This window comes from Rothia sp. SD9660Na (genome assembly GCF_030064065.1).
Classification (GTDB): domain Bacteria; phylum Actinomycetota; class Actinomycetes; order Actinomycetales; family Micrococcaceae; genus Rothia.
On record NZ_CP125946.1, the window covers coordinates 77167 to 100269 of the forward strand.

The 23103-nt window shown below is 62.6% G+C and carries 22 protein-coding genes and 1 pseudogene; 13 read left to right on the forward strand and 10 right to left on the reverse strand.

The window, feature by feature from the left end; genetic code table 11:
* Positions 1–109: 109 nt before the first annotated feature.
* Complete coding sequence (locus QM007_RS00435) at positions 110–1486, forward strand: NAD-dependent succinate-semialdehyde dehydrogenase (protein WP_283490069.1); 1377 nt, start codon at positions 110–112, stop codon at positions 1484–1486.
* 88 nt (positions 1487–1574) lie between these two features.
* Here the strand turns inward: QM007_RS00435 and QM007_RS00440 are convergent, their stop codons facing one another.
* Positions 1575–2537: an ATP-binding protein gene (locus QM007_RS00440; protein ID WP_283490070.1), complete on the reverse strand. Its 963-nt coding sequence runs from the start codon at positions 2535–2537 to the stop codon at positions 1575–1577.
* Between the two features lie 340 nt (positions 2538–2877).
* On the opposite strand from QM007_RS00440, the gene QM007_RS00445 reads away from it, so the two are divergent.
* Positions 2878–3654: a sulfite exporter TauE/SafE family protein gene (locus QM007_RS00445; protein WP_283490071.1), complete on the forward strand. Its 777-nt coding sequence runs from the start codon at positions 2878–2880 to the stop codon at positions 3652–3654.
* A gap of 121 nt (positions 3655–3775) precedes the next feature.
* Here the strand turns inward: QM007_RS00445 and QM007_RS00450 are convergent, their stop codons facing one another.
* The 3 genes from QM007_RS00450 to QM007_RS00460 all read right to left on the reverse strand — a co-directional run bounded on the left by QM007_RS00450 (position 3776) and on the right by QM007_RS00460 (position 6207).
* The gene (locus QM007_RS00450) at positions 3776–4033 is read right to left on the reverse strand and encodes a metal-sensitive transcriptional regulator (protein ID WP_283490072.1); all 258 of its coding nucleotides are present in this window, start codon (positions 4031–4033) and stop codon (positions 3776–3778) included.
* 112 nt (positions 4034–4145) lie between these two features.
* Positions 4146–5801 (reverse strand): alpha-keto acid decarboxylase family protein, encoded by a 1656-nt coding sequence (locus tag QM007_RS00455; RefSeq protein ID WP_283490073.1) that lies wholly within the window; start codon positions 5799–5801, stop codon positions 4146–4148.
* 154 nt (positions 5802–5955) lie between these two features.
* Positions 5956–6207 (reverse strand): ribbon-helix-helix protein, CopG family, encoded by a 252-nt coding sequence (locus QM007_RS00460; protein ID WP_083091871.1) that lies wholly within the window; start codon positions 6205–6207, stop codon positions 5956–5958.
* A gap of 46 nt (positions 6208–6253) precedes the next feature.
* Here QM007_RS00460 and QM007_RS00465 point away from each other — a divergent pair, with 46 nt between their 5' ends.
* Positions 6254–7243 (forward strand): alpha/beta hydrolase, encoded by a 990-nt coding sequence (locus tag QM007_RS00465; protein WP_283490074.1) that lies wholly within the window; start codon positions 6254–6256, stop codon positions 7241–7243.
* 40 nt (positions 7244–7283) lie between these two features.
* Positions 7284–7889, forward strand: coding sequence for a VIT1/CCC1 transporter family protein (locus tag QM007_RS00470; RefSeq protein ID WP_349361489.1), 606 nt, complete (start codon positions 7284–7286; stop codon positions 7887–7889).
* Here QM007_RS00470 and QM007_RS00475 read toward each other — a convergent pair.
* Entirely contained in the window at positions 7861–8811 is a 951-nt protein-coding gene (locus QM007_RS00475; RefSeq protein ID WP_283490075.1) for a ferredoxin family protein, read from the reverse strand. The genes QM007_RS00470 and QM007_RS00475 overlap by 29 nt on opposite strands.
* Positions 8812–8882: 71 nt before the next feature.
* Between QM007_RS00475 and QM007_RS00480 the strand changes: the two genes are divergently transcribed.
* From QM007_RS00480 to QM007_RS00505, 6 genes and pseudogenes are all read left to right on the forward strand, one after another.
* A complete protein-coding gene (locus QM007_RS00480) occupies positions 8883–9290 on the forward strand; it encodes an RNA-binding S4 domain-containing protein (protein ID WP_185173851.1) in 408 nt (135 codons plus the stop codon).
* Between the two features lie 2 nt (positions 9291–9292).
* Positions 9293–9814, forward strand: coding sequence for a GNAT family N-acetyltransferase (locus tag QM007_RS00485; protein ID WP_283490076.1), 522 nt, complete (start codon positions 9293–9295; stop codon positions 9812–9814).
* A gap of 91 nt (positions 9815–9905) precedes the next feature.
* Positions 9906–10418: a GNAT family N-acetyltransferase gene (locus QM007_RS00490; RefSeq protein WP_283490077.1), complete on the forward strand. Its 513-nt coding sequence runs from the start codon at positions 9906–9908 to the stop codon at positions 10416–10418.
* 137 nt (positions 10419–10555) lie between these two features.
* Positions 10556–10708, forward strand: a pseudogene (locus tag QM007_RS00495) (shikimate 5-dehydrogenase); the annotation flags it as partial.
* Positions 10709–10802: 94 nt separating this feature from the next.
* Positions 10803–12263, forward strand: a complete 1461-nt coding sequence (locus QM007_RS00500) for an MATE family efflux transporter (RefSeq protein ID WP_283490078.1) — start codon at positions 10803–10805, stop codon at positions 12261–12263.
* A 189-nt stretch (positions 12264–12452) separates the two neighbouring features.
* The gene (locus tag QM007_RS00505) at positions 12453–13016 is read left to right on the forward strand and encodes a hypothetical protein (protein WP_283490079.1); all 564 of its coding nucleotides are present in this window, start codon (positions 12453–12455) and stop codon (positions 13014–13016) included.
* Positions 13017–13159: 143 nt separating this feature from the next.
* Here the strand turns inward: QM007_RS00505 and QM007_RS00510 are convergent, their stop codons facing one another.
* The 3 genes from QM007_RS00510 to QM007_RS00520 are packed head-to-tail and all read right to left on the reverse strand — an operon-like array spanning position 13160 to position 17343.
* A complete protein-coding gene (locus tag QM007_RS00510; protein WP_283490080.1) occupies positions 13160–15013 on the reverse strand; it encodes a hypothetical protein in 1854 nt (617 codons plus the stop codon).
* A 27-nt stretch (positions 15014–15040) separates the two neighbouring features.
* Positions 15041–16873: an HSP90 family protein gene (locus QM007_RS00515; protein ID WP_283490081.1), complete on the reverse strand. Its 1833-nt coding sequence runs from the start codon at positions 16871–16873 to the stop codon at positions 15041–15043.
* Positions 16874–16875: 2 nt separating this feature from the next.
* On the reverse strand, positions 16876–17343 hold the full coding sequence (locus QM007_RS00520; RefSeq protein WP_185173858.1) for a type III secretion system chaperone family protein: 468 nt from the start codon (positions 17341–17343) through the stop codon (positions 16876–16878).
* A 152-nt stretch (positions 17344–17495) separates the two neighbouring features.
* Here QM007_RS00520 and QM007_RS00525 point away from each other — a divergent pair, with 152 nt between their 5' ends.
* On the forward strand, positions 17496–17969 hold the full coding sequence (locus QM007_RS00525) for a nucleotidyltransferase family protein (RefSeq protein ID WP_283490082.1): 474 nt from the start codon (positions 17496–17498) through the stop codon (positions 17967–17969).
* A 108-nt stretch (positions 17970–18077) separates the two neighbouring features.
* On the opposite strand, the gene QM007_RS00530 is transcribed toward QM007_RS00525, so the two are convergent.
* Entirely contained in the window at positions 18078–20663 is a 2586-nt protein-coding gene (locus QM007_RS00530) for a YhgE/Pip domain-containing protein (RefSeq protein ID WP_283490083.1), read from the reverse strand.
* A 52-nt stretch (positions 20664–20715) separates the two neighbouring features.
* Entirely contained in the window at positions 20716–21324 is a 609-nt protein-coding gene (locus tag QM007_RS00535) for a TetR/AcrR family transcriptional regulator (RefSeq protein WP_283490084.1), read from the reverse strand.
* 117 nt (positions 21325–21441) lie between these two features.
* On the opposite strand from QM007_RS00535, the gene QM007_RS00540 reads away from it, so the two are divergent.
* Positions 21442–21786, forward strand: coding sequence for a phospholipase D-like domain-containing protein (locus QM007_RS00540; RefSeq protein WP_283490085.1), 345 nt, complete (start codon positions 21442–21444; stop codon positions 21784–21786).
* A gap of 234 nt (positions 21787–22020) precedes the next feature.
* A complete protein-coding gene (locus QM007_RS00545) occupies positions 22021–23034 on the forward strand; it encodes a TPM domain-containing protein (RefSeq protein WP_283490086.1) in 1014 nt (337 codons plus the stop codon).
* Positions 23035–23103 lie beyond the last annotated feature (69 nt).

Sequence of the window (23103 nt, forward strand, 5' to 3'; positions counted from 1 at the left end):
CCTTCTCGAGCTCGCGCGGGGCGCTCGCTCGATTCATGCCAGACCCAGCCAACTGACTGCCGGGGCACCTGCCCCGCCCCAAACCTACAAACACAAAGGAGCTAAACCCATGAGCTACCGACTTGAAGACCCCACCACCGGCGAGGTGCTCGAAACCTTCGACACCCTCACCGACGAGCAGGCTACCGCGGCAGTAGACCGCGCCCACGCCGCCTACCTGGAATGGCGCACCACCAGTGTCGAAGAACGCGCCGCTATTGTTAATCGCATCGCCGAACTCTTCGAAGAGCGCAAGCAGGAACTGGCCGAAATCATCTCCCAGGAAATGGGCAAGCCCATCTCAGAGGGCATCGAAGAGGCCGAGTTCTCCTCAGCCATCTTTGCCTACTATGCCGGGATTGCCGCCGACCACCTTGCGGACGAGCCGATTCCCTCAGAGACCGAAAACTCCGAGGCATACATCCAGCGCAAGCCCCTGGGCGCCCTGCTGGGTATCATGCCCTGGAACTTCCCCTACTACCAGGTCGCCCGCTTTGCCGCCCCCAACCTCATGTTGGGCAACACCATCGTGCTCAAGCACGCCGAAATCTGCCCCAAGTCTGCGCTCGCCATTGCCGAGATTATGAAGGACGCCGGACTGCCCGAGGGTGCCTACGAGGCAGTTTTCGCTAGCCATGACCAGATCGAGACCATGATTGGCCACCGCCACATTCAGGGTGTCTCGCTGACCGGCTCCGAACGCGCTGGCGCCATCGTTGCCGGTATCGCCGGGCGCAACCTCAAGAAGGCAGTGCTCGAACTGGGCGGCTCCGACCCCTACATCGTGCTCGACACCGACAACGTCGCCGAAGCCGCCGCCACCGCCTGGGGCTTCCGCATGTACAACACCGGCCAGGCATGCAACTCCAACAAGCGCATGATCGTCATGGCCGACATCTACGACGAGTTCGTCGCCGAACTGGTCAAGCTGGCCGAGGCCATGAAGCCCGGCAAGCCCGCCGAGGCGGACGAGACCACCTACATGGCCCTCTCCTCCCGCTCAGCAGCCGAAGGCCTCAAGAAGCAGCTCGACGAGGCCGTTGCTGCCGGTGCCACCCTGCGCGCCGGTGGCCAGCTGCTGGATGAGAAGAGCGCCTACCTTTCACCGGCCGTCCTCACCGATGTACCGGTCGGCTCCGAGGTCTATTACCAGGAGCTCTTCGGCCCCGTCGCCACCGTCTACCGGGTAGAGAGCGACGAGGAAGCCATCGAGCTGGCTAACAACACCCAGTACGGCCTGGGCGGCGCCGTCTTCTCACAGGACGAGGCCCGCGCTCGCCGCCTGGCCCAGCAGATTGACGCCGGCATGGTCAACGTCAACACTCCCGCTGGTGAAGGCGCCGAAATCCCCTTCGGCGGCGTCAAGAACTCCGGCTACGGCCGCGAACTCGGCCCCTACGGCATGGATGAATTCGTCAACAAGCGCCTCTACTTCATTCAGAAGTAAGGTTCAACCTCACGACCTGTCACGAAACTGCGCGGACGCCCGCCGCAGCTCGTGGCAGGGTGTGGGGTTTAGTCTGTGCTCGATTTTGCTACTCAGCTAAAAGGGCCAGTGGGACTACCGCTATGCCGTCCTGACGGCGGTAGGCCTGAGAGCCGGTAGTCACCACCACCAGGTTCGTTACTGAGTTTCCTGCCTTCTCCCGCAACCACAGGAGGTGGCGGACGTCCGCGTCCGTAACGCTTGCGGTCAACTTCACCTCGATGCCCAGCACCTGCCCCTCGGGCCCCTGAACAATCAAATCAACCTCCCTGTCCCCCTTGGGGGTGCGCAGGTGGCTGACCGTGGCCTCAGCAGCCTGGGCAGCAGTGCGTACGCTGAGAGTGACTAGCGATTCGAAGAGGGGCCCTGCCATGTGGGCTCCCTGGCTTGTGGCTAAACCCCGCGCTCCCAAGCCCAGAAGCCGCGCTGCCAGGGCCGGGTCTGCCAACTGGTGTTTAGGCGATACCGCGAGCTTCGTGAACTCGTTATTGGCCGGAACCCAGCCTGGAACCGGGCCAAGGAGCCACAGTTTAGTCAAAAAATCCCGGTACATTGCGGTTGTCGTTTTGGCGGGCTGGCTACCATCGCCGGAGGTCGTTGCATCGAGAATTCGAGAATAACTTGTGGTGGTAGAACTTGCCGCCGCATAGGCGGTTAGCCAGCGGCGGAAGGTTTCAGGGCGCCTTACTGCATAACCTGACTCAGGTAAATCCTTGTCGATTACGCGCTGTAGGTAAGCATCGACTAGGCGCCTGCGAATCTGCTCCGGGGCCTGGAAAATACCGGGGAAGCCACTGCTAACGATTGCGGTGAAGTAGTCTGCAAGTGTCGTCTGGGTTGTCTGCCCCGCGATGGGATCGCCCTCCCCGAGGAGGAGTTCTGAGAGGCTAACCGGCGTTTGAGGACGATAGCGTTCGTAGTAGGTGAGCGGGCGTATGCGCAGACTTAAAATGCGTCCGGCCCCGCTATGGGTATCGATACCCTCAAGAGGGGAGGTGCTACCCGTGAGCAAAAAATGCCCCCCGGGGGAGCGCCCTGATCAACCTGGCGACTGGCTGTTCCTGTCTTGCCGACACCCTTGGGACCGTCAATCGCAATAGCTGGGGCGTAGAGCATTAGGAGGGAAAGTTCCCGGTCGATTGTGCGCTGGAGGTAGGGTGATTTTTCTTCTGACAAGGGCATAATTCCAGTATTCTGCTCTCCACACTGCTGAAATTCTTCCTTTTACGCTACCAAAATTACCTAAACTACACTACTAAAATTCCAGCTCATAACGTCGTCCACCCCTATACCTTGTTTCAATATACCCCTAGGGGTATTATCTCTAGAGTGAAGAAAGAGAAAGAGGAACTGTGCTATTAGCTCTTGCAGGCGGCCTGGCTGTGGGCCTACTCATGGGTGCCCTAGGTGGGGGTGGAGCTATTTTGGCGATTCCCCTGCTGGTCTACGGATTCGGCTTTACGCCCGCCCAGGCAACCCTTGCCTCCCTAGTGGTGGTGGGTATTGGTGCTGTCACCGGTGTGCTCACTCAGGCTCGCTCCCTCGACTGGTGGCGCGGCACCCTCTTCGGTGCCCTCGGCTTAGCCGGTGCCTACGGCGGCAGGGCTCTAGCCCACGGTCTCGATGGGCACTTGCTCCTGCTAGCCTTCTCTGCCCTCCTTCTAGTGGTGGCCAGTCTAATGGTGCGGAGGGCACGCAGGGGCTCCGTGCGGGCTAGTAGGGCGGACGCCACCTCCCGCCCCGCTGCCCTCCGTCAAGGGGTAGCGCTGGTGGGGGCGGCTACAGGTGTTGGCTTTTTGACCGGCTTCTTCGGGGTGGGTGGCGGCTTCGCCATCGTCCCCGCCCTGACCCTGATTCTGGGGCTCAGTATGGCAACCGCTGTGGGAACCTCTCTGCTGGTCATCCTCATCAACAGTCTTGTTGCCCTAGTCCTGGGGGCTGGGGCCCTGCCGTCCTTAGACTGGGCGGCGCTAGCCCCCCTGCTGGCCACAACTATAGTTGGCACCCTGGTAGGTACCTGGGGCGGGAAGCGGCTACCTCAGCGTGCCCTACAGATAGCTTTCGCCCTCTTTCTCTATCTCGTTGCGGCCTATATGGCAGTTAGCACCCTCATGCAACTGGCGGTGTAGGCGGAAAGAAAGGCTACCTCGGCTACGTCACTTAAGGACGCCGCACCCCGGCTCTTATCTCAGCCACCAGTAGAGTGCAAGGTAAGAGCCGGGGTGCGGCGTTTTGGTGTGCTGGGTGGGCCTAGGCCAGGGAGAGGAACATTTTCTCTAGCTGCTCGGGGGCCATCTCGGGCTTGTCGGAGGTAAGGCACTGCTGGAGCCCGCTGGCAACCACGGCAAAGCTAGCGCGGTCGACCGCCTTGGAGGCGGCGGCGAGCTGGGTGACAATTTTTTGGCAGTCATCGCCCTCTTCGAGCATACGGATAATGCCGTTGAGCTGCCCCTGGGCTCGCTTGAGGCGGTTGATCACGGGTTTCATCTCGTCGGGGTTTAGTTGCATGGGTCTACTTTCAGGTAAAAACTTTTCCCCTAGTATACCCCTGGGGGTTTATTTTTTGGGTGGGCCTCTACTGCCTTTTTACTGCGGCTCGGGAGATGATGGGCTGTTGGATTTAGGAGTTAGCGCGGGTGAGCGCGGCGGCGACGTCGGCCAGTAGGGCGGGCACGTCGTCCTTATCCATCATGATCTCCAGGAAAACCAGTTTGTCGCGCGTGGCCTGGGTTAGGGCGGTCGCCTCCAGAAGCTCGGCGGCGGTGGTCACGCGCAGCATAAGTACGTCGTCCTCGGTCGCCCCCAGGGCCGCCGGGATCAGCTGCCAGTTGTAGCGGCGGATGTCGTTGTAGGGCTGGGTGGCGCCGTGGATAGCGCGTTCCACCGTGTAGCCGTCATTGTTAATCAGCACCACCACCGGGTTAATCTTCTGCTCTAGCATGGTGCCGATTTCCTGGAAGGTCAGCTGGGCTGAGCCGTCGCCAATGAGCAGGACGCCGCGCGCACTCCGGTCGGCAATAGCGGCCCCCAACACGGCGGGCAGGGTATAGCCAATGGAACCCCACAGGGGTTGGCCGATAAACATGGAATTCTCGGGGAAACGACGGGAGGCCATACCGAAGAAGGAGGTGCCCTGGTCAGCCACCACAATGTTGCCCGGGGACAGCTCGCGGGAGAGCAGGGACCAGAGGACGTCCTGGGTCAGCGGGGCGTCCATGTCGATATCTTCGTGGGTTTCTTCATCCCAGGGCAGTAGCTCCTTGGGGGCTGCACCCGCCTCAAGGGCGACCTCCCGCACCAGGTCAAGGGCGGTATCGAGGGTGAGCGGGGCGTAGGTCTTGCGGCCAATCTTGGCGGTCTGGGCCCCAAGGAAGACGGTGTTCTCGGGCAGGTTCTGGGAGAAGCCGGCGGTGGTGGTGTCGGTGAAGGTCACGCCCGCACAAATTAGGGTTTCTGCCTGCTCCACGGCGTCCTTGGTGCGGGCCGACGACACCACCCCGGCGTAAATACCCGCAAAAGCCGGCTTGGACTCGTCCACCAGGGTCTTGCCCCACATGAGGGTGGCATAGGGCAGGCCGGTTGCCGCCAGCATCTCGGTCAGGTTAGCCTGCGCACCCATGCGGTGAACCAAAAGGTCAGCAAGCACCGTGGTTTGCTTGCCTGCAAGGACGTCGGCCAGGTCGGCGCGGAAGGCTTCAACAGCACCGGGGGAGGACAGGGCCTTGGGCACCTCCAGGGGGCCGGACGGCGGGGCCACCTCAACCCGGGCCACGTCGGTCGCCAGCAGAATATAACCGGGGCGCTTCTGGATCATCATCTCCCGCAACACGCGGTCGATCTCGGCAGTGGCGGTAGCGTGCTCAAGATTAGCAACCGCGCAGGACACCTCGGAGGCCATGCGAATAAAGTGGCTGAAGTCCCCATCCCCCAGGGTGTGGTGCATGGTCAGGTGGGCGGCCTGGGCGTCCTTGGAGGGAGCACCCACAATGTGCAGGACGGGCACATGCTCGGCATAGGAGCCCGCCGTCGCGTTAATAGCTGAAAGCTCACCCACACCGTAGGTAGTGACCAGGGCGCCAATACCGCCCACGCGGGCGTAGCCGTCCGCCGCGTAGCCGGCGTTCAGCTCATTGGCGTTGCCCACCCAGGTGAGTTCCTTATGGGCAATCACATGGTCAAGGAACTGAAGGTTGAAGTCGCCGGGCACACCGAAAATATCGGTAGCTCCCAGGGAAGCCAGGCGGTCAAGCAGGTAGTCACTGACGGTGTAGGTCATGGGTGGTGTCCTTATAAATCTAAGAAGAGGAGCAAGGGGTCTTTTGCATGAGATACCTGCGGGGTGTTGCGGGTATCACTTCTATAAGAATGTTAGCGGTGGATGGCTCTATGCCTCTACATTCCATGTTTGAGAGCGGAGTGGTGAACTGAAATCATGCATCAACCCAGGCCTGGACAGCCGCACGGATAGCTTCTGAACGGTTAAGATGCTCAACCTCAGCCTTATGTAAGAGGGCCGCAAGGAGCTCCTCCTCCATGCGGACGGGAATGACCGATGCAGGAGCGCTCCCGAGGCTTGGGCGGCCACGTTTCTTAAATCGTTCTACTGCGTAGCCTGCTTCAGCCTCGTCAGCCCAGGCTTGAATCTGCTCTTCTGTTACCGGGGTGCCGTTGATAGTTTCCATATAAAAATCGTAATACGAAAATGCGCGCGAGAGTATAGTGGGTTTTATGACACAGCCAGACATTCTCGGCGCCCCCTACACCGCCGAAACCATCGACCTGGGCCGCGACTCAGAAGGCCCCATTGTTGCCACCCTCGTCCACCGACCCGCAGATATCAGCGGGGCGGACGCAACCCCGCAGCTGTCGGTGTCCGCCCAGGGGCAGGGCGGGGCGGCACAGCCCGCCGTGCTCTACCTGCATGGCTTTGTGGACTACTTCTTCCAGAAGGAGCTCGGCGACTGGTGGGCAGCTCGCGGCCACGACTTCTACGCCCTGGACCTACGCAAATACGGCCGCTCTCTGCGGCCGGGGCAGACCCCCTTCTACACCGAAAACCTCGACAACTACTTCGACGACCTCACCGCCGCCTGGCAGCTCATTACCGGCCGCGATGGACACCAGCAGGTCATTCTCATGGCCCACTCCACCGGCGGCCTCATCGCCTCCCTCTGGGCCAGCCAAACCGCCCCGCCCGAGCTGGCCGCCGTCGTCCTCAACTCCCCTTGGCTCGACCACTTCAACAACCCGCTTGAGCGCACCCTCATGACCGGGTCGGTGGCGGCGCTCGCGCGCTTCAAACCGCGCGCGATTGTGCAGAAGGAGCAGGCGGACGCCTACGCCCCCTCCCTGCACGCCGAGCACGCGGGCACCTGGCAGTTCAACACCGACTGGAAGACCCTCAACTTCCCGCCCATCTACGCGGGCTGGCTGGCGGCAGTGCGCCGCGCCCACCGGCAGCTCCAGCGCGGTCTCGATATTCAGGCCCCCGTGCTCTTGCTGACCTCAGCCCGCTCCGGCAAACTCGCAAACCCCACCGACCGCCACGACTTCGACGCGGTGCTCAACGTGCAGGGCATCCGCCGCTGGGGTCTAGGGCTGGGCAAGGACGTCACCAGCCGTGTGATTGACGGCGGAACCCACGACCTCGTCCTCTCACCCGAACCCGCCCGCACCGCCACCTACCGGGCTATCGGCGAGTTTATCGACCGCCTCTAGGTAGCCCAGCCTAGCCTCACCCGCCGGTTAAGCCCACGATATGGGCGGTGCCTACCCGGAGAAACTCAACCGCCTACGGGCCGCTGTGCTGGGCGCCAACGACGGTATTGTTTCGGTGGCCGCAACTGTGGTCGGCGTTGCCGGTGCAACTACTAGTACCTCGGCTATTGGCGTGGCCGCAGCGGCTGCCGTTGTCGGTGGTGCTATTTCTATGGCCCTGGGGGAGTACGTCTCGGTCTCTTCCCAGGTAGACAGCCAGGAAGCCCTGATCGCCAAGGAACGCGCCGAACTGCGCAACCTACCCGAACAAGAGCTCGACGAGCTGACCGAGATCCTTGAAGAGCGCGGCATCTCTCCCGGAACTGCCCGCAAGGCGGCTATCGAGATGATCGAGAAGAATGCCCTCACAACCCACCTGCACTTTGAGTTGGGCATTGACGATGAGGATATCCCCTCGCCCTGGTCAGCGGTGCCCTGGCCGTCACCTTCGGCGTGGGCTCCCTGCTGGGGGCAAGCGGCGTGGTCTAAACCTTCTGATGTGCCCCTGCGCGGCGGACGCCATCAGGCCGGTCTGCGTGAGCAGACCCGCCTGTGTGCTTCCCGAGGTTGGGTAAAGGTTAGGCTGCCGTGCCCGGGTGCAGGCTGACGACCTCCCAGCTGAAGGCCTCCCCGGCACTCTTGCCACAGGACGCTGGCCGCGGTGGCAGCTCGGTGCGGCGGGCGGTGACTACCCAGAAGCGTCCGTCGCGGTGGGTGATATGGGCGGCGTGCAGGTCGGGTTCGGTGGCGGTCATTTCACCAGGGTTCAGGTCGTCGGGGCCGGGGCGCTCACCGGCGTCCGCGAGAAGGGTGCGGACGGCCACCTCGGCTACCTGCTCGATGGGGGAGTGGGAGGAGCGGCCGCGCAGCCCGGTAAGTTCTACCCGGCCCTGCTGGGCATTCTGGGCTAAGGTCAGGGCCTGCTCGAAATCCAATCGCCCGTAGGTGTAGCCGGTGGGCAGGCTGATAGCGACCGGGGCGAAGCGGTGCCCGCCGGTGTGGGAGCACTCCCAGACGCTGCCGTCCGCGAGCTGTTCAGATACAAAGGACGCAATGGGGCGGCCTCGTACCGCACAGCAGCGGTCGCGCTTGGAGTGGGTGCAGACAAGGGTCAGTGTTTCACGTGAAACAACCGCACCGGGTATATTTTCGGGGGTTTCGAGGGGGAGGGAGAGTAAATCCTCCGCGTCTGTTACTTCAAAAGAGTAGAGCTGGGCGGGTGAAAAATCCCTACCCCCGGTGACCGCTACGAAGGCGCGGCGGCGGATGCCGGCGTCCTTAACCTTCTGCCCCTCACGGCCGGGCTGCCGAATCAACAGCAGGCGGGAGCCTACCTGCGCCATCTTTTCTTTAAGAGCGGCTGAGAGTTCTGCCCCAAAGACGGTTCCACCGAGAACATCGCGGCCCCAGCCGCCGGGGTGTTCCAGTAGTACCCAGCGTGACTTGCGGGCAGCGGTGCCCGGCAGATTCTCGTCGGTTGGCAGGGAGCAGGAATCTGAGGGAATGGCAGGAGGGGTAGGGGTGGTCATGGGCATAAGTGTACGGCAGTGCGGGCTCGCGCGGGTCAGGGCTTTGCCTGCTCATTGGGTAGCCTAGATACATGACTTCACCCGCAGACTCAGCCCCCGCAGAGCCGCAGCCGCCTGTGCGCATCGACGCCTGGCTCTGGTCGGTGCGCGTCTTCAAAACCCGCTCACTGGCATCCACCGAGGTCAAAGCCGGGCACGTGCGCATCAACAGCGAGCACGCCAAGCCCTCCCAGAAAATCAAACCCGGCGACACCGTCACCGTGCGCTACCCCGGCTGGGAACGCGTGCTCATCGTGCGAAAAACCATCTCCAAGCGCGTCGGCGCACCCGTGGCTGTCACCTGCTACGACGACATCTCAGCCCCCAAACCCGCCTACCTCACCAGCGGCGCCCTACCCCGCCGCGACCGGGGCGCAGGCCGACCCACCAAAAATGAACGCCGCGCCCTCAACAAGCTCCGCGGCTACGAGAAAGAATAGCCATGCCCTATACCCTGCGCCCGGCCGTCCTTGCCGATGCGCCCGCCCTCTCAGCTTTTGCCAGCGCCCACTTCCCCGACGCCGCCCCGTCCGTGGTCCCGCGCGAGTTCGTAGCGGCCTTTGTGAGCGAAAACCTAGATGAGGCGTCCTTCACCCGCTACATCGAAACCGGCGCCTACAGCTTCACCCTGGCCGTCAACGAAGCGGGCAACATCATCGCCTACTTCGGCATCGACCACGAGGCACCCCAGCCCGCCGAGATACCCGGCAACGCAGCCTATCTGAGCAAGTTCTACCTCTCCGCCGAAACTCGCGGCACCGGCCTGGCTAGGGAACTCATGAGCGCCGTCATCGAAACTGCCCGCGCCGACGGTAAAGACGGCCTGCACCTGGGCACCCACCAGCTCAACCACCGCGCCCAGGCCTTCTACGAAAAAATGGGCTTCACCAAGGTGGGGGAGCGCGCCTTCCAGCTCACCGAGACCGAAGTTGCCCACGACTACATCTACCACCTGTCTATTTAAAACCTGAAGGTTTCGCAGGTCGGTGCGGTATCATGACTCTACGCCCTGCCTTCCCCCCACTCGCTCGCAGCGGCAGGGCGCGAGGAGAATAATGAATTTTGAGATCCGCCCACCTGTGCCCGCAGAGGCTAGGGCGTGGGAAGAGTTACGCATGACCTCCTGGCGTCACGCCTACGCGGGCACATTTACCCCCCAAATGTTTGCCAAGCAAGAAGAGCAGCTGGATGCCCGCGCCACCGGATTTGCAGAGTGGCTTGATTCCACCGGAGGTACCGGCGAGGACATTCAGCAGCAACTAGGCCAGCACCGCCGCGCTCTGGTTGCGGTGGAAAAGGACGCCGCGGGCAAGCTACTGGGCCTGGCCTTCGCCTCCCAGATGCCCTACGAGGTACAGAAACTTGAAATGCTCTACCTGCTGCCCGAGGCCTTCGGCACGGGAGTTGCCCAGGCCCTGCTGAGCGAGGTGCTCGACCACGGCCCGGCCGAACTTGAGGTGCTCTCCACCAACGCCCGCGCGATCCGCTTCTATGAAAAAGAAGGCTTCACTATCGCCCGCTCTGACGAGTTTGCGGGCCGTAAAACCTACATCATGACCCGGCCCTAGCAGCCCCACTTTTGACTGTAACGCTAAATGCCATGTGCGCGGTAACGATTCGCGCACATGGCATTTAGCGTTACACTCAGCCGAGGTGGGGCGGTGCGCGGACGCCGGTGGTAGGGTGAAAGAGTCAGGCCGGGTTGACCCCACTGATTCGCGCTGGGCGGGCCGCTGGCAAGGAGATTATTACCGGTGGCGAGGTCATCGCCCTGCAGGCTGCCGAACAGTTCAAGCTCTACACCGGGGTTGAGGTCAGCGATGCCGACGTGGCCGAGGCAGAAGCCCAAGCCAGCTAGGTTCTTGAAAGTAATCGAAACCTTCATCTGCGCGTTCTTTGCACATGCAGATGAAGGTTTCGCTTACCCATACGGACGCCGGTAGGGTGGTTCTATGCCCTCCACACCGTCTTCTTCGCCCCGGCAGCCTTCGCTCAACCGCCAGATTCTTGCCCTGGCGGTGCCCGCTTTTGGTGCCCTCATCGCTGAGCCCCTGCTGGTGCTGGCTGACTCTGCCATCGTGGGCCATCTGGGCAGTGCCCCGCTGGCTGGCCTGACGTTGGGTTCCACCGTGGTGCAAACCTTGGTGGGTTTCATGGTTTTCTTGGCCTACTCGACTACTCCCGCAGTAGCCCGGGCCGTGGGTGCCGGGGATACTCCCAGTGCTTTTGCTGCCGCCCGCAACGGCCTGTGGGTGGCTGCTGGTCTGGGCCTTTTCTTCGGGGTACTGCTGGCGCTGACCGCCGCCCCCCTGCTGCGTGGGCTGGGTGCGGGCGGGGACGTCCTTGCCCACGCCACCGCCTACCTGCTGCCCTCCCTGGCGGGCCTGCCTGGCATGCTTCTGGTGCTGGCGGCGACCGGTGCCCTGCGCGGTTTCCAGGACGCCAAAACTCCCCTCTACGTTGCTACCGTCGGCGCTGCCCTCAACGTGCCGCTGAGCTGGGCCCTGGTTTACCCGGCAGGGTGGGGTGTGGCAGGCTCTGCAGTAGCGACGGCTGCGGTGCAGTGGGGCATGGCCCTGGCGCTGACCTACGCGGTAGTAGCGCGGACGCGGGCACCCGGCTCTACTGCCCGCCCCTCCGGCTTATCAGTGCGGACGCGGCTGCCCGGCTGGCTACCCGACCGCGCCGGACTAGCCGCTGTCTTCCGGGTGGGGGCCTGGCTGATGGTACGGGCGGCCTGCTTGCGGATTGCCCTGCTGGCTACGGTCTTTGTGGTGACCAGCCAGGGGGAGAAAAACCTGGCCGCCTACCAGCTGACCATGGCCTTCTTTAACCTGCTGGCCTTCGCCCTAGACGCCCTGGCCATTGCCGCCCAGGCCCTGCTGGGCAAGGAGATGGGCGCACAGGATCTTTCAACCCGGCAGGGGCAGAGCGCGGTAGTTCAGCTCAAGAACCGCCTGGTGCGGTGGAGCCTGGCCTTTGGCCTGGTCACGGCCCTGGTTTGCCCGGCGGTCGGGTTTGGTCTGGCCTGGGTGTTTACCCCCGACCCCGAGGTGCAGCGCCTCTTTGCCCTGTCGCTGCTGGTTCTGGCGGTGGGGCAGCCCCTGGCTGCCTACGTCTTCATTCTGGACGGCGTGCTCATCGGTGCCCAGGACGTACGCTATCTGGGTCTGGCGGGGCTCTTCACCCTGGTGGCCTACCTGCCGGTGCTGGCCGGGTTGTATGTCTGGTTCGGTGCCGGTGCGGACGCTTCCGCCCCGCTTGCCGGGGGCACCTCCTGGGGCTGGGGTGGGCTGGTCGATGGCCCCACTCTGGCCTACCTGCTGCTCTGGTGCTCCTATGCCCTGTGGTACATGGGTGCCCGCGCCCTCACCCTGGGTCTGCGCGCCCGCAGCGGGGTTTGGGTGGCTTAGGGAGGCTTGAGTTATAAGAAGATGACCGATAAATCCCCAGATTGGTTATAATATCAGCTCTATGGAACTAAAGAATTTGGAATGGTCGTATAAAAACTCTAATAAGTCAAAATTTCAACAAATAACCTATGGTGAAGTGACTATTAATGGAAAGACCACAAGAACTGTTGTGCAGGTGGTGAAAAAAAGATGAAAACTGCGGCTACTGATATTTCAGATTTTATCTACATAGTTTTGCACATCCCTTTTGGGGACGTATCAGTTGCGGCTGTATATTCCAGCTACCAGAAGGCAGGGAAATACTGTCAGGTCTATCGTGAGACAGAAAAATCTGTAGCCCCCTGGATTATCTGCGTACCTAAAAGAACCAGGCTCTATAATCTTTACCCCCAGACCATGGGGCAGATGGGAGCAATACGGGAAAAAATATCGGCAAACCCTTACTCTCAGGAAGGGATAGATTCTGATGTCTCTCCCGGAGAAATTGTCGATGATGGTTACATTCTCTTAGTGGAAGGTAGCTCCAATGCCCCTCACATCTTGGGTGTTTCCCCCATCGCAAGTTGGGGGGAGGCTGACCTTTATGCGGATGAATACCTTGCTGTCCACCCTAAACAGGTTATTGAATTTTGGAATTACACTATAGATACTATCTATTTTCCTTTAGTGGAATATGATTATGAGGGACAAGTTTTCATCAATAAAATAGATGGAAATATTTGGGAAGGCCAAGACGTAGAAATTTATCGCTAAAATAAAATTTAGGATCAGAAAAAGGCTTGCTCATAAGGGGTGCCCAGTACATATCGGATAGTGCAAATAACCTGATGGTTAAGAGATATAGTAGAACCCTGCTAGTAGTTCTTCAGTCAGGTTATGTCGGTGGTAGATCAGTGTTAGGGCTCTACGAGCTCAGCCAGCAGGGCTTCGACGCGGTGCTCCTGGCCGGTAGCGCGCAGCAGCTCAATACAGGCGTCCAGGGCAGCAGCACGGGACTTCTTCAGCCTCAAAGGCTCAAAAAACTCCGCCGCCAACTCATAGCGGCCAATCGCCAACTCACTCTGCCCAGTGGCAGCCGCAGCTTCAGCGGCAACCACCAGTAGACGGGCTGCCTGCTCCAGGCACTCGTTCTTACGGTAGGTCTCAACCAACTCATCCACGAGCTGCTGGCCCGCAGATTCACCGGTTGCCAGCGAAAGACGGGCAGCGAGATCCTGAGCCTGCATCACAGTCAGCAGGTCTGGGTGGGCCACCTGCTGGGCCAGCTCCTGTAGCTCACCCACCGGAGTACGAAGGGCTTCAAGCTCATTGACACGTTCGGCCACCGGTGCCCACACACGCACTACCTCGGCCAGCAGGGCAGGGCTGGCGCCGCCGTCCGCCAGCAGGGGCCAGGCCGTCTCAAAGAACCCGTGGGCCTCAAGCGCCTGCACCCCCGTAACAGGCCCACCGGCCAGCACCAAGAAAGCAGCCTCGGCGTAGGCCAGACCCGCCTCAAGGGAAGCCCCTGCGGCCTCATGCTCGCGGGCCACCGCCAGGTAGGACTCCACCGGAGTAAAGGACAGGGGGGTAGCCCCGGTCGCGCCCGCACCACCGGTTTGGGCGCCCTCGGCGGCGTCCGCCCCGGCCGAACCAGCTGAACTAGCCGAACCAGCCCCGTCCGCCCCGGTAGGCAGCACGATGGGCACCAGAGCATCCAGTTGGGTGGCGGCTTCCAGGGACTCTGAGAACCGGGTGTTGCCCGCCCGGCGGTCAAAGGCCTGTGCCAGTGGCCGGGATTCGGCCAGCGCCCAGTCGTAAAGCTCCCGCAGGGTCGCCCGCGATGTCTGACCGTCAGGTCGCAGGCCGGTGGGCATATCCCCGTGGTCCTCTAAAGCCCAGGCCAGGCCAGCGACGATATAGCGCAAGAAGTTGCGGTTATCGCCGGGGTCCCCCGCCAGGTCAAGGGCACGTTTTCCGTGGTCGGCGAGCAGGTCAAAGGCAGCCTGAAGGTTCTGGCCGCGGGCCAGCACCTCAAGCTCAACCCCCAGGTCGTCCGGGTCGTACTGGTCGCGGTTAGCCGCAGCCCGCAGCAGGTGCCGGCCGGCAGCTTCGCCGTCCTCCAGGTGCAGGTAGGCAAGGGCCAGCTGCCGGTGGGAGGCCGCAGGCTCCCGGTTACACAAGTCCTCGGTGGGGGCACCCATGCGGATAGCCGCCTCAAAATCCCCGTCGGTCACGTGGTCGCGCAGAATCCCGCCGTGCCTGCAGGAGCCGCAGTCCATCTCGTCCTCACCGTGCGCAAGCCATCGGGCGCGCCAAATCTCTGCGGCCTCGTCCTCGCCGATATGGGCAGCCCACATGTACTCGGCCCGGTCAGGGGCCATCTCGCCCATACCCGCCAGACGGTAGCGGCGGCGCATCTCATCGAGCAGCTCGCGCGCCTGCGCTTTAGAGATCTGCGGGTAGGCGGTCATGTCGCCAATAATCCACTTGAACTGCCAGAAGAGGGTGCGGGCGGTGAACTCGTCAAAGTGCTCGGGGTGGGCGTCGTAGAGACGCAACAGCTTAGAGAACACCGCAAAGGACGCCGGGGTCGGCTGCCCAAAAACATAGGCCTCCACCAGGTTGAGGTAGGCCTCGGGCAGCATGGATTCGGGGCCCTCCCGTTCAAGGGTGCGGGTGATGTACTCCATGGCGGCGGTGCGGGCGCTACCGTAGGGCAGGTCGCGGGTCGCGGCAATTTTCTGGGCGGCTTCGTGGGTGGACCACACAGTTTTCTCCCTTGTTGGTAGCTATCTTTAGGGCTGGCGCAGGGCCGCTTCGAGCAGCTGGGCCAGGCTGTCGCTGAGCAGGTTGGTTTCAGATCCGCGCAGACCCTCACCGGCGAGCATGAGGGCAGAGAGGTAGAGGGTCGTCAGACCCGGCTCAAAGGACGCGTGCTCCGGCTGATGCAGCAGACGGCGGGTATTTTCGTTGGCGTCGTTGAGCACCAGGGTGCGGGTCGGCTCGGCTGCCGCCTCGGTGAAGGAACCGAGCAGTCCACCCCAGGCGCCACCGGCGTCCTCGGCCTCCTGGGCCAGGTCGCGGGCGCGCTCGGCCTCGGCATCCCGCAGCAGCACCGCGGGTACCTCGGCGGGGTCAAAGGTACGTAGCAGGACGCCGCAGTCCTGGGCCGCCAGTACGGCCCGGGCGCGCTCTAAGCCGCGCAGTACCTCGAACTCGCGTTCCATCTCAACGGCTGCCAGGGTCTGGGTGACGTCCTTGCTGGTCAGCTCGGTGACCTTCCAGCGGGGACGGTCAGCCAGTTTAGCCAGCAGGTCGGCGTCGTAGACGTAGCCGCCGTTGACCACCCACAGCCCCTGGGCCCGTGCCACCGGAGCCACCCGGCGGTAGGCCTCGGTAGTGGGGGTGTAGAGCACCTGCCCGGTCTCTTCAACGACCTGGGCGAGGGTAGCGATACCGCCGGTGGTTTCAAAGGGCAGGGAGCGCGCTACCACATCGAGCATGTCGTCGCTTGCCAGGGCCACCGCGCGCAGGGCTAGGGAATGAGTTTCGACAAAGCGGTTACGCAGGGCGCTGGGCTCAGAGAGGGTAGCGGTAATCCAGGTCTTGAGTTGCTCACCGATTGCCTCGCGGGTGAGCAGAAGAATCTCGTCCTCGCGCAGCTGCTCGCGGGAGGCGGTTGGGGTCAGGGATTCCGAGTTCACCACTGCCCGCACGAAGAAAGCCCAATCGGGCAGCAGAGTGTCTTCGCGGGTGTTCACCAGCATGTTCTTCACATAGACGCGGTGACGGCCTGAACCCGGTGACACAGCCTGCGGCAGCACATAGGCCACGCCGGTCGTGCCGGTGGCGGGCACGTCGAGCTCAAGAGCAGCCAGGGGAGTGAAGCCCAGGGTCTTCTCGGCGTAGTTCGTCAGGGCCAGGGCTCGTTCGTGCTGGTTGGGCTGGTGCTCACCCTCCCCCTCCGCCCAGGGCAGGGCAGGTAGGGAAATGCGACGCCAGATGCGCTGGCCAGCAGCCGTCACCCGAACCGCCACCTCAATCGGCAGCATATCGGCATAGTCGCTCGCCAGCGTCACCACCGTCTCCTCGGCAACCCAGTGGGCAGCGTCTGCCCGCGCCTTCAGGCGAATCGTCGTGCCGACCTCGGGAACCTGCCCGGCGGCGTCCTCACCGCCAGCTAGCTGAAGCACCTCAAAGGTGCCGTCCGCATGGCCCAGCCAACGCACCGGGTCAGCCCCCGGCAGCACACTCTGCGAAGTGACCTCAACAGTATCGGCAATCAAAAAACAGGCCAGCAGGCCAATACCGAACTGGCCCAAAAACTCGGCCCGGCCCTCGTTGAAGACCTCATCGCGCTTAGAGGTGCGGCCAATCGTCGCCAGAAACTCCTCAGCCTGCTCGGCAGTCAGACCCACACCGGTGTCGGTGATGGTGATGCCGGTGCCGTTCTCCCAGGGCTCCAGGAGCACCTGGGCGGGGGCGTCGGCGTCCTGCTCCCGGCGGGCAGTAATAGCGTCAACCCCGTTCTGAATCGCCTCGCGCAGGTAAACCTGCGGGCCCGAATACAGGTTCTTCGACAGCAGCTCAACCAGGCCGCCCAAATCAACTTTAAAGCGCTGTGACAAGGCTATTCCTCCCCGCCGAAGGTGGAGGCCACGGTCTCGAAGTACTCCAGCGAAGTCTGCAGGGCAGCGCGCAGGTGCTCATCAATCTGGGCGTCCGTCACCCCGCCCGCGTAAACCATGCTCAGCTCAACCGGCAGCACCACAAACCCCTGCCCCTCCTCTTCAACCCGGTAGGGGAAGACCTTGGGGAAGAGGTTCTGCTGGTTCCAGGCGTTGGTGAACTCGTTGAGGGCGGGCAGCGCCTCGAGGGGGAAGGTGCCCCGGTAGCTGCCGCGCACGCTCAGCAGGTCGCGGCTGGCGTTACTGGAGAGGGTGTAGTAGAAGTAGCCCCGCTCAAAATGGAACACAGCGGCCCCGTCATCGCCCAGCTCGTAGTCAACCTCAAGGCGGTCAAGAGCCTGCAACATACGCTCATCGGTGAGCGGCTTGAGCAGCTGCGCGGCAGACTGGACGGACTCAAAGTACCCCATGGTTCCTCTTTCAACGGTGGAAGATAGTGGTGCGGTTCCTTCTATCCTATAGGTTCGGGCGAAGGTGGGGTTGGGGCGGAGGGCGGATGCGGACGCTGAGATCTGTCGAGACCGCCCTACAGGTTGGTGATAGTATTTGCTATCTTAAAACTATGGATACCGTGCAGTTAGCCGAGGCGGCTCACACCGCTCAGCAAAAGATAGAAGAAGGACGCCAGCATCTCGTGAATGCTGTGCGTTCGGCTTATCGGGCGGGCATGTCACAGCGGGCTATCGCTCAAGTCGTTGGGCGAAGCCAACCAGAGGTCTCCCGTATCATTCATTTTCATGGAACCTCACCTCACGGCCGCGTTCTCAGGGAGCGCCGGGCAGAGCTCATAGACTATTTTGAAGAACACAGGGTAGATAACGTGAGGGTCTTTGGGTCTGTAGCAACTGGTCAAGATAAACCCACCTCAGATATCGACTTGCTTGTCACAGCGCACAGGCCTCTCGGCCTACTTGCACAGAGCCGTTTGCAGGCTGAAGCTACACAGATTCTGGGCGCCCCTGTTGACATTGTTTTTGACCATGCGATACGCCCCGATGTGCGTGACCGAATTGTGAATGAAGCGGTGCTCTTATGAGTAGAACGATTGAACAGAGCCTTTAACCCTCTACGCCCCTTCGCTCCTACCTCCGGGGTGATACACCGGGGCAGGAACAAAGGGGCGTAGGTTAGGGGCCTTGATTCTTTAGGCGCTCGCCAGGGCGGCCCGGCGGGCCTGGCGTTCGGCCTCTGCCTTATCTTCGCGGCGGTGGCGAATCCAGATGCTCAGGGCAGTGCCCGCAACAGCCAGGGCAATCCAGCCCAGTAGCCAGGCGATACCCGTTGCAATACCGATGGAGCCACCGGCAATCAGGGAGCGGAAAGCCTCCAGCGCGTGAGTCAGCGGCAGCCAGGGGTGGATAGCCTGCAGGAAGGCCGGGGCGGTCTCAATCGGGTAGGTGCCGCCCGCCGCACCGATCTGCACCACGGTCAGAATCAGGGCGATGAAACGACCGGGGGCATCCAGCAGGGCAATCAGAGCCTGGTTGATAGTCAGGAAGGTAATAGAGGTCAGGATGGCGAAGCCGGTCAGGCCCCAGAAGTTCACCTCTTCAATGCCCACCCAGTAGTGGATGATGAGCGACATAACGGTTCCCTGCAGAATACCCATCAGCAGTACCGGCACCAGGGCCCCGCGCAGGGTGCGCAGGCCGGAGTGGCCGCTGCGGGCGAACTTACGGGAAATGGCCGGGTACATCATGAAGTAGGCGATAGCACCAACCCACAGACCCAGGGTCATGAAGTAGGGGGCCAGGCCGTGGCCGTAGGTGGGCACCTCGTTCAGGCGGGTTTTCTCGATGGTGACGGGGTCGCTGGTGACCGCGCTAAGTTCGCTGGCCTGGTCGGTGGTGTAGCTGGGAACCTGCCCCACGGCGTCCCCCAGGGAGGTCGCTAGCTGGGTGTTGCCGTCCTCTAGCTCATTCAGGCCGCTGGCCAGGGAGGACGCCCCGTCCACAGCTGAGCCTGCCCCCTCATCGAGGGTTGCGGCGCCGCTGGCGAGACTGGTGGCACCCGATGACAGGCTGCTGGTTCCTTCAGCTAGAGTCTGGGCGCCGTCGTTGAGGGTAGCGGACCCGCTAGCCAGGGAGCTGGTGCCCTCAGCCAGGGTGGAGGCACCCGATGAGAGGGAGCCGGTGCCGTCCGCCAGGGTGGATGCACCGCTGGCCAGGGTGCTGGTGCCCGACGCGAGTGAGGCTGCTCCGTCATTGGCCTGGGAGATGGCGGTGACCAGGGCGCCCAGGCTGGTGGAGAGGGTTCCTGCCTTGCTGTTGAGGGTTGCCGCTCCCTGGCTAAGGGCGTCTGCCCCGTCGGAGAGGGAAGTTGCGCCGCTTGCCAGCTGGGTTGCCCCGCTGTCGAGAGCGGACGCCCCCGCTGCCAGCTTGGTCAGACCGCTTGAGTCGGTGCCCACCAGGGTATCTGCCCCGGTGGCGAGCTGCCCGGCGGCTGTGTCTACAGCCCCGGCCCCGCTGGCAAGGGCGGACGCCCCCGCGTTGAGTTGCTGCAGGGCAGCGAGTTTCTGCTCATCGGTGAGGTTGCCCCAGTTGTCGATGAGGGCCTGTGAGCTGGCCGAAAGGCCCTGCGCGCCGTTGGCAAGGGTGCCGGTGGCGGTGTGCAGTTGCTCCGCGCCGTCGGCGAGATTCTGGGCGCCGGTGACGGCGGCGTCCGCACCATCCGAGAGGGTGGTGGCACCGCTGGCAAGCTGCCAGGCGGCGTCCTCAAGATTCTGGGCTCCGCTGGCCAGGCCGTCCGCGCCGGACGCCAGAGCGCCGGTGCCCTCGGTCAGGGCAGGTAGCTGCTCGGGTAGGGCAGATACGGCGGAGTTGATCTGGCTGAGGCCGTCCGAGAGGGAGGCCGCGCCGCTGGCAGCGCTATTGGCTCCCGTTGCTAGAGAGCTGGCGCCGCTGTTCAGTTCCGCGGCACCGGAGGCCAGGGAGGACGCGCCGTCGTTCACCTGAGTCGCGCCGTCGGCGAGAGAAGCTGAGCCGGACGCCAATGAGCTAGCGCCGTCGTTCACCCGAGTAGCACCGTCCGCCAGGGTGCTTGCCCCTGAGCTCAACTCGCTGCTGCCCGACTTGAGGTCGGTCAGGCCCACCACGAGCTCGTCGGAGCCTTCCTTTGCGCTGGTTGAGCCGTCGGCGAGCTGGCTGGCGCCGTCCGCCGCTTGCCCCAGAGAGTCGTGGATGTCGGTGAAGCCCGCGTAGATGTTGTTGAGGTACTCGGTAGACACCTGCCTAGCCAGGGTGTCGGTGACCGCCGTGCCCAGGGAGCTGGCGATGTTACCCGAGATGATGTTGGAGCCGTCGTTGGTGGTGATGGTCAGCTTGGCTGTCTGGGCTGCTGCCGCATCGTTTTCAGATACCGACGCTACATTGGCTGAGAAGTCGGCGGGAATGGTCAGCACCGCCTGCACCTCGCCGTTTTCAAGCTTGGTCTGAGCCTCATCGGCGCTCATGGTCGACCAGTCAAAATTCTGTTTGCTGTCGTTACTCAGCAGCTCGTCGGTGAGGTCTTGACCCAGGTTAAGGGTGCTACCGGTGGCTGTGGTTGCCGGGGCATCCGCATTCACAATTGCCGCCGGAACAGCGTCAATCGTGCCCGTAGGGTCATAGTTTGCCCAGGTCAAAATACCCGAGTAGATAGAGGGAATGATAATAACGGCCAGCAGAACCAGATACTTCATGGGGCTGAACCGGTCGTGGAGCTTCGGGCGTTTAGCGCGTGTCGAAGGCACGGGATTTCACCTGCTTTCAGGTTGTAGGGTCAGTAAAAATCAAGGGGGCGGGCTAGGAGATAGCTGCCCGCATCATCTGGGCCAGGCGCTCGCCGGTGGCTTCTGCGGTGTTCTCGCCGGTGAAGTCGGTGGCTAGCCAGCGGACGGCCAGCCAGGCGACCCCGGCGGCAACGAACTGGGCGTAGTCACCGGTGAGGTCGGGGTTCTTAGTGATGAAACGTTCGGCAACGGCCGGTCGGCTGAGAAAGCGGTGGCTGAGGAAGTCGATGAGTTCGGCGACCAGGGAGGAGTTGCCCGAGATAGCCAGCACGTTGCGGTAGAAATCGGCGTCGATCTGCAGCTGCTTGAGCAGGTTGATGCTGACCTCGCTGGTAAAGACAGCGACGGACGCGGTGGGGTCGGCGGGGGCTAGGGTGTCGAAGGCAGCGCTGAGTTTGGTGAGAGCCGCGGCGTGAATGAGCTCGTGCACGTCGGTGAAGTGCTGGTAGAAGGTGGGTCGGCTGACCCCTGCGGTCTTGACTAGGGTTGTGATGCTGAGGTTGCCGGGGTCGCTGGTACCCAGGGCCTCGGTGGCGGCGTCGATGAGGGCTGCGCGGGAGCGGGCCGGGCGCGGGTCGGCGGCGCGGGCGTCCTCTGCGGCGGGTGCCAGGGCGGGGGTCATAGCGGGTATCCTCTGCCAATAATTTTTCTTACAGATGTAAAGTTTACACTTGTAAAAAATATCGGCAAGCGGTGGGTGTGTGAGATAAGAAATAGCTGTCTAGGTAGATTTAGAAACATGAGCACACTGCCCCGCCCCCTCGCCTTTGCCGCCCTGCCACCGGGCGGGCCGCGCGTCTCTGCCAATGCCTACGCCCGGCTCTTCAACTTCAAGACCAACCACCGCAAGGTGGCCCTGTCTGAGGCCGAGGCTGTGGTGGCATCCTCCAACCCGCACGACGCCTCTGCGCCCAACTCCAACTTGGGTCTACGGGTCACTGGTGCTGTGGTGGGTGACCTGCTGGCCAGCGAGCTGGCGGTTCTCGACTTTTCTGCTCCCGACCTTGCTCGTTCTCTGCGGGGGCTAAGGTTTGCTGGTGGTGTTGAGTGTTCGGGGCAGGCGTGCAGATTCTGGCGGCTTTGAGCTTCTGAGTGGGTCGGGTAATTTCACCCGCCGAAATATGTGTAATTACAACCTAGAAACCAGCCTGCGGGTGCGCGCTGCGGTCGACTCCGCCCTGGCTCAGGAGTTCGCTGAGTACCTTCTAGGGGTTAGAGAATCATTCTGCCGGGGGAGTTCTTTTATCAGCAGGCTTGCTATGCTGGCGGTAAGAGCAGGCGCGGATGCCTGGTTGTCGACACGCGAAAGGACGCAGCCGTGAACCCTCGGACTGACATCACAAGCCCCCTGATCCAGAACAAGAAGCCGCCCCGCAGGCTCGCTGCCCTGCCCGCGCTAGCGGCGGCGGGCGTCCTCGCCCTTGCACCCCTGACCATGGCGGCAGCCGAAGCAATAGACCTACCTGCTGCGCCGGCGTCCGGCAACATTCGCGACGACGCCAACCTACTCACCGACGCCGAAGAGAACACCCTCAACGACCTCATCGACCAGAAAAACCGGGGCACCGACCGTGCCCGCTTCGCCATCTATACCACCGACCAAAGCCCCGGTGACCTGCCCGATTACGCCACTGACCTGGGCAATGCCTGGGGCGTTGGCGATCAGGGCAAAGATAACGGGGCTGTGCTGGTCATCGATATGGAGGGCCGTGAAACCTTCATCGCGGTTGCCGACGGCGCCGGGGACTACATTAGCGATTCTGAGGCAGAAACCATCGCCAGCGACGTCCTGGGCCCCTACCTCACCGACGGCAACTACGCCGCCGGTCTAGAGACCACCATCGATGAGATTTATGCCGCCGCAGAAACCGAGAGTGCAGATAGTAACCTGATCCTGTGGGGCGTCCTGGGAACCCTGGGCGCTGTTGCCGCAATTATTGCCGGGTGGGTTTTCCGCGACTACCGCAAGGTCAAGCGGGCTGCCGAGGACGAGATGCGCCGGGCTAAAGAAGAAAACCCCGGCCTGAGCATTCCCGACGATATGCGCCGTGACTACATCAAATACCGCTACGCCAACCGCACCGCCCCGGTAGACCCCGACCAGCGCGAGGCTGAGCTCGCCGAGCAGGAAGCGGAGAACAAGGAGACCTACACCCGCTACGCCCCCACCTTTAGCACCTGGCTACCTCTTTATGCGACCATGCCCCACCTCTACTCGGGCAGCAACCATGTACCGGAAAATTCGGGAGCATCAGGGGGTAGCTTCTCGGGCGGCTCGTCCTTCGGTGGCGGCGGGGGCTTTAGCGGCGGCGGGGGCGGTGGGCGCTTCTAACCGGCGGTAGTGCTGCCTGCTGACCTATAAAAAGTGCAAGCTCTTCCCCCTGAACTTTCTCTGTGCTAA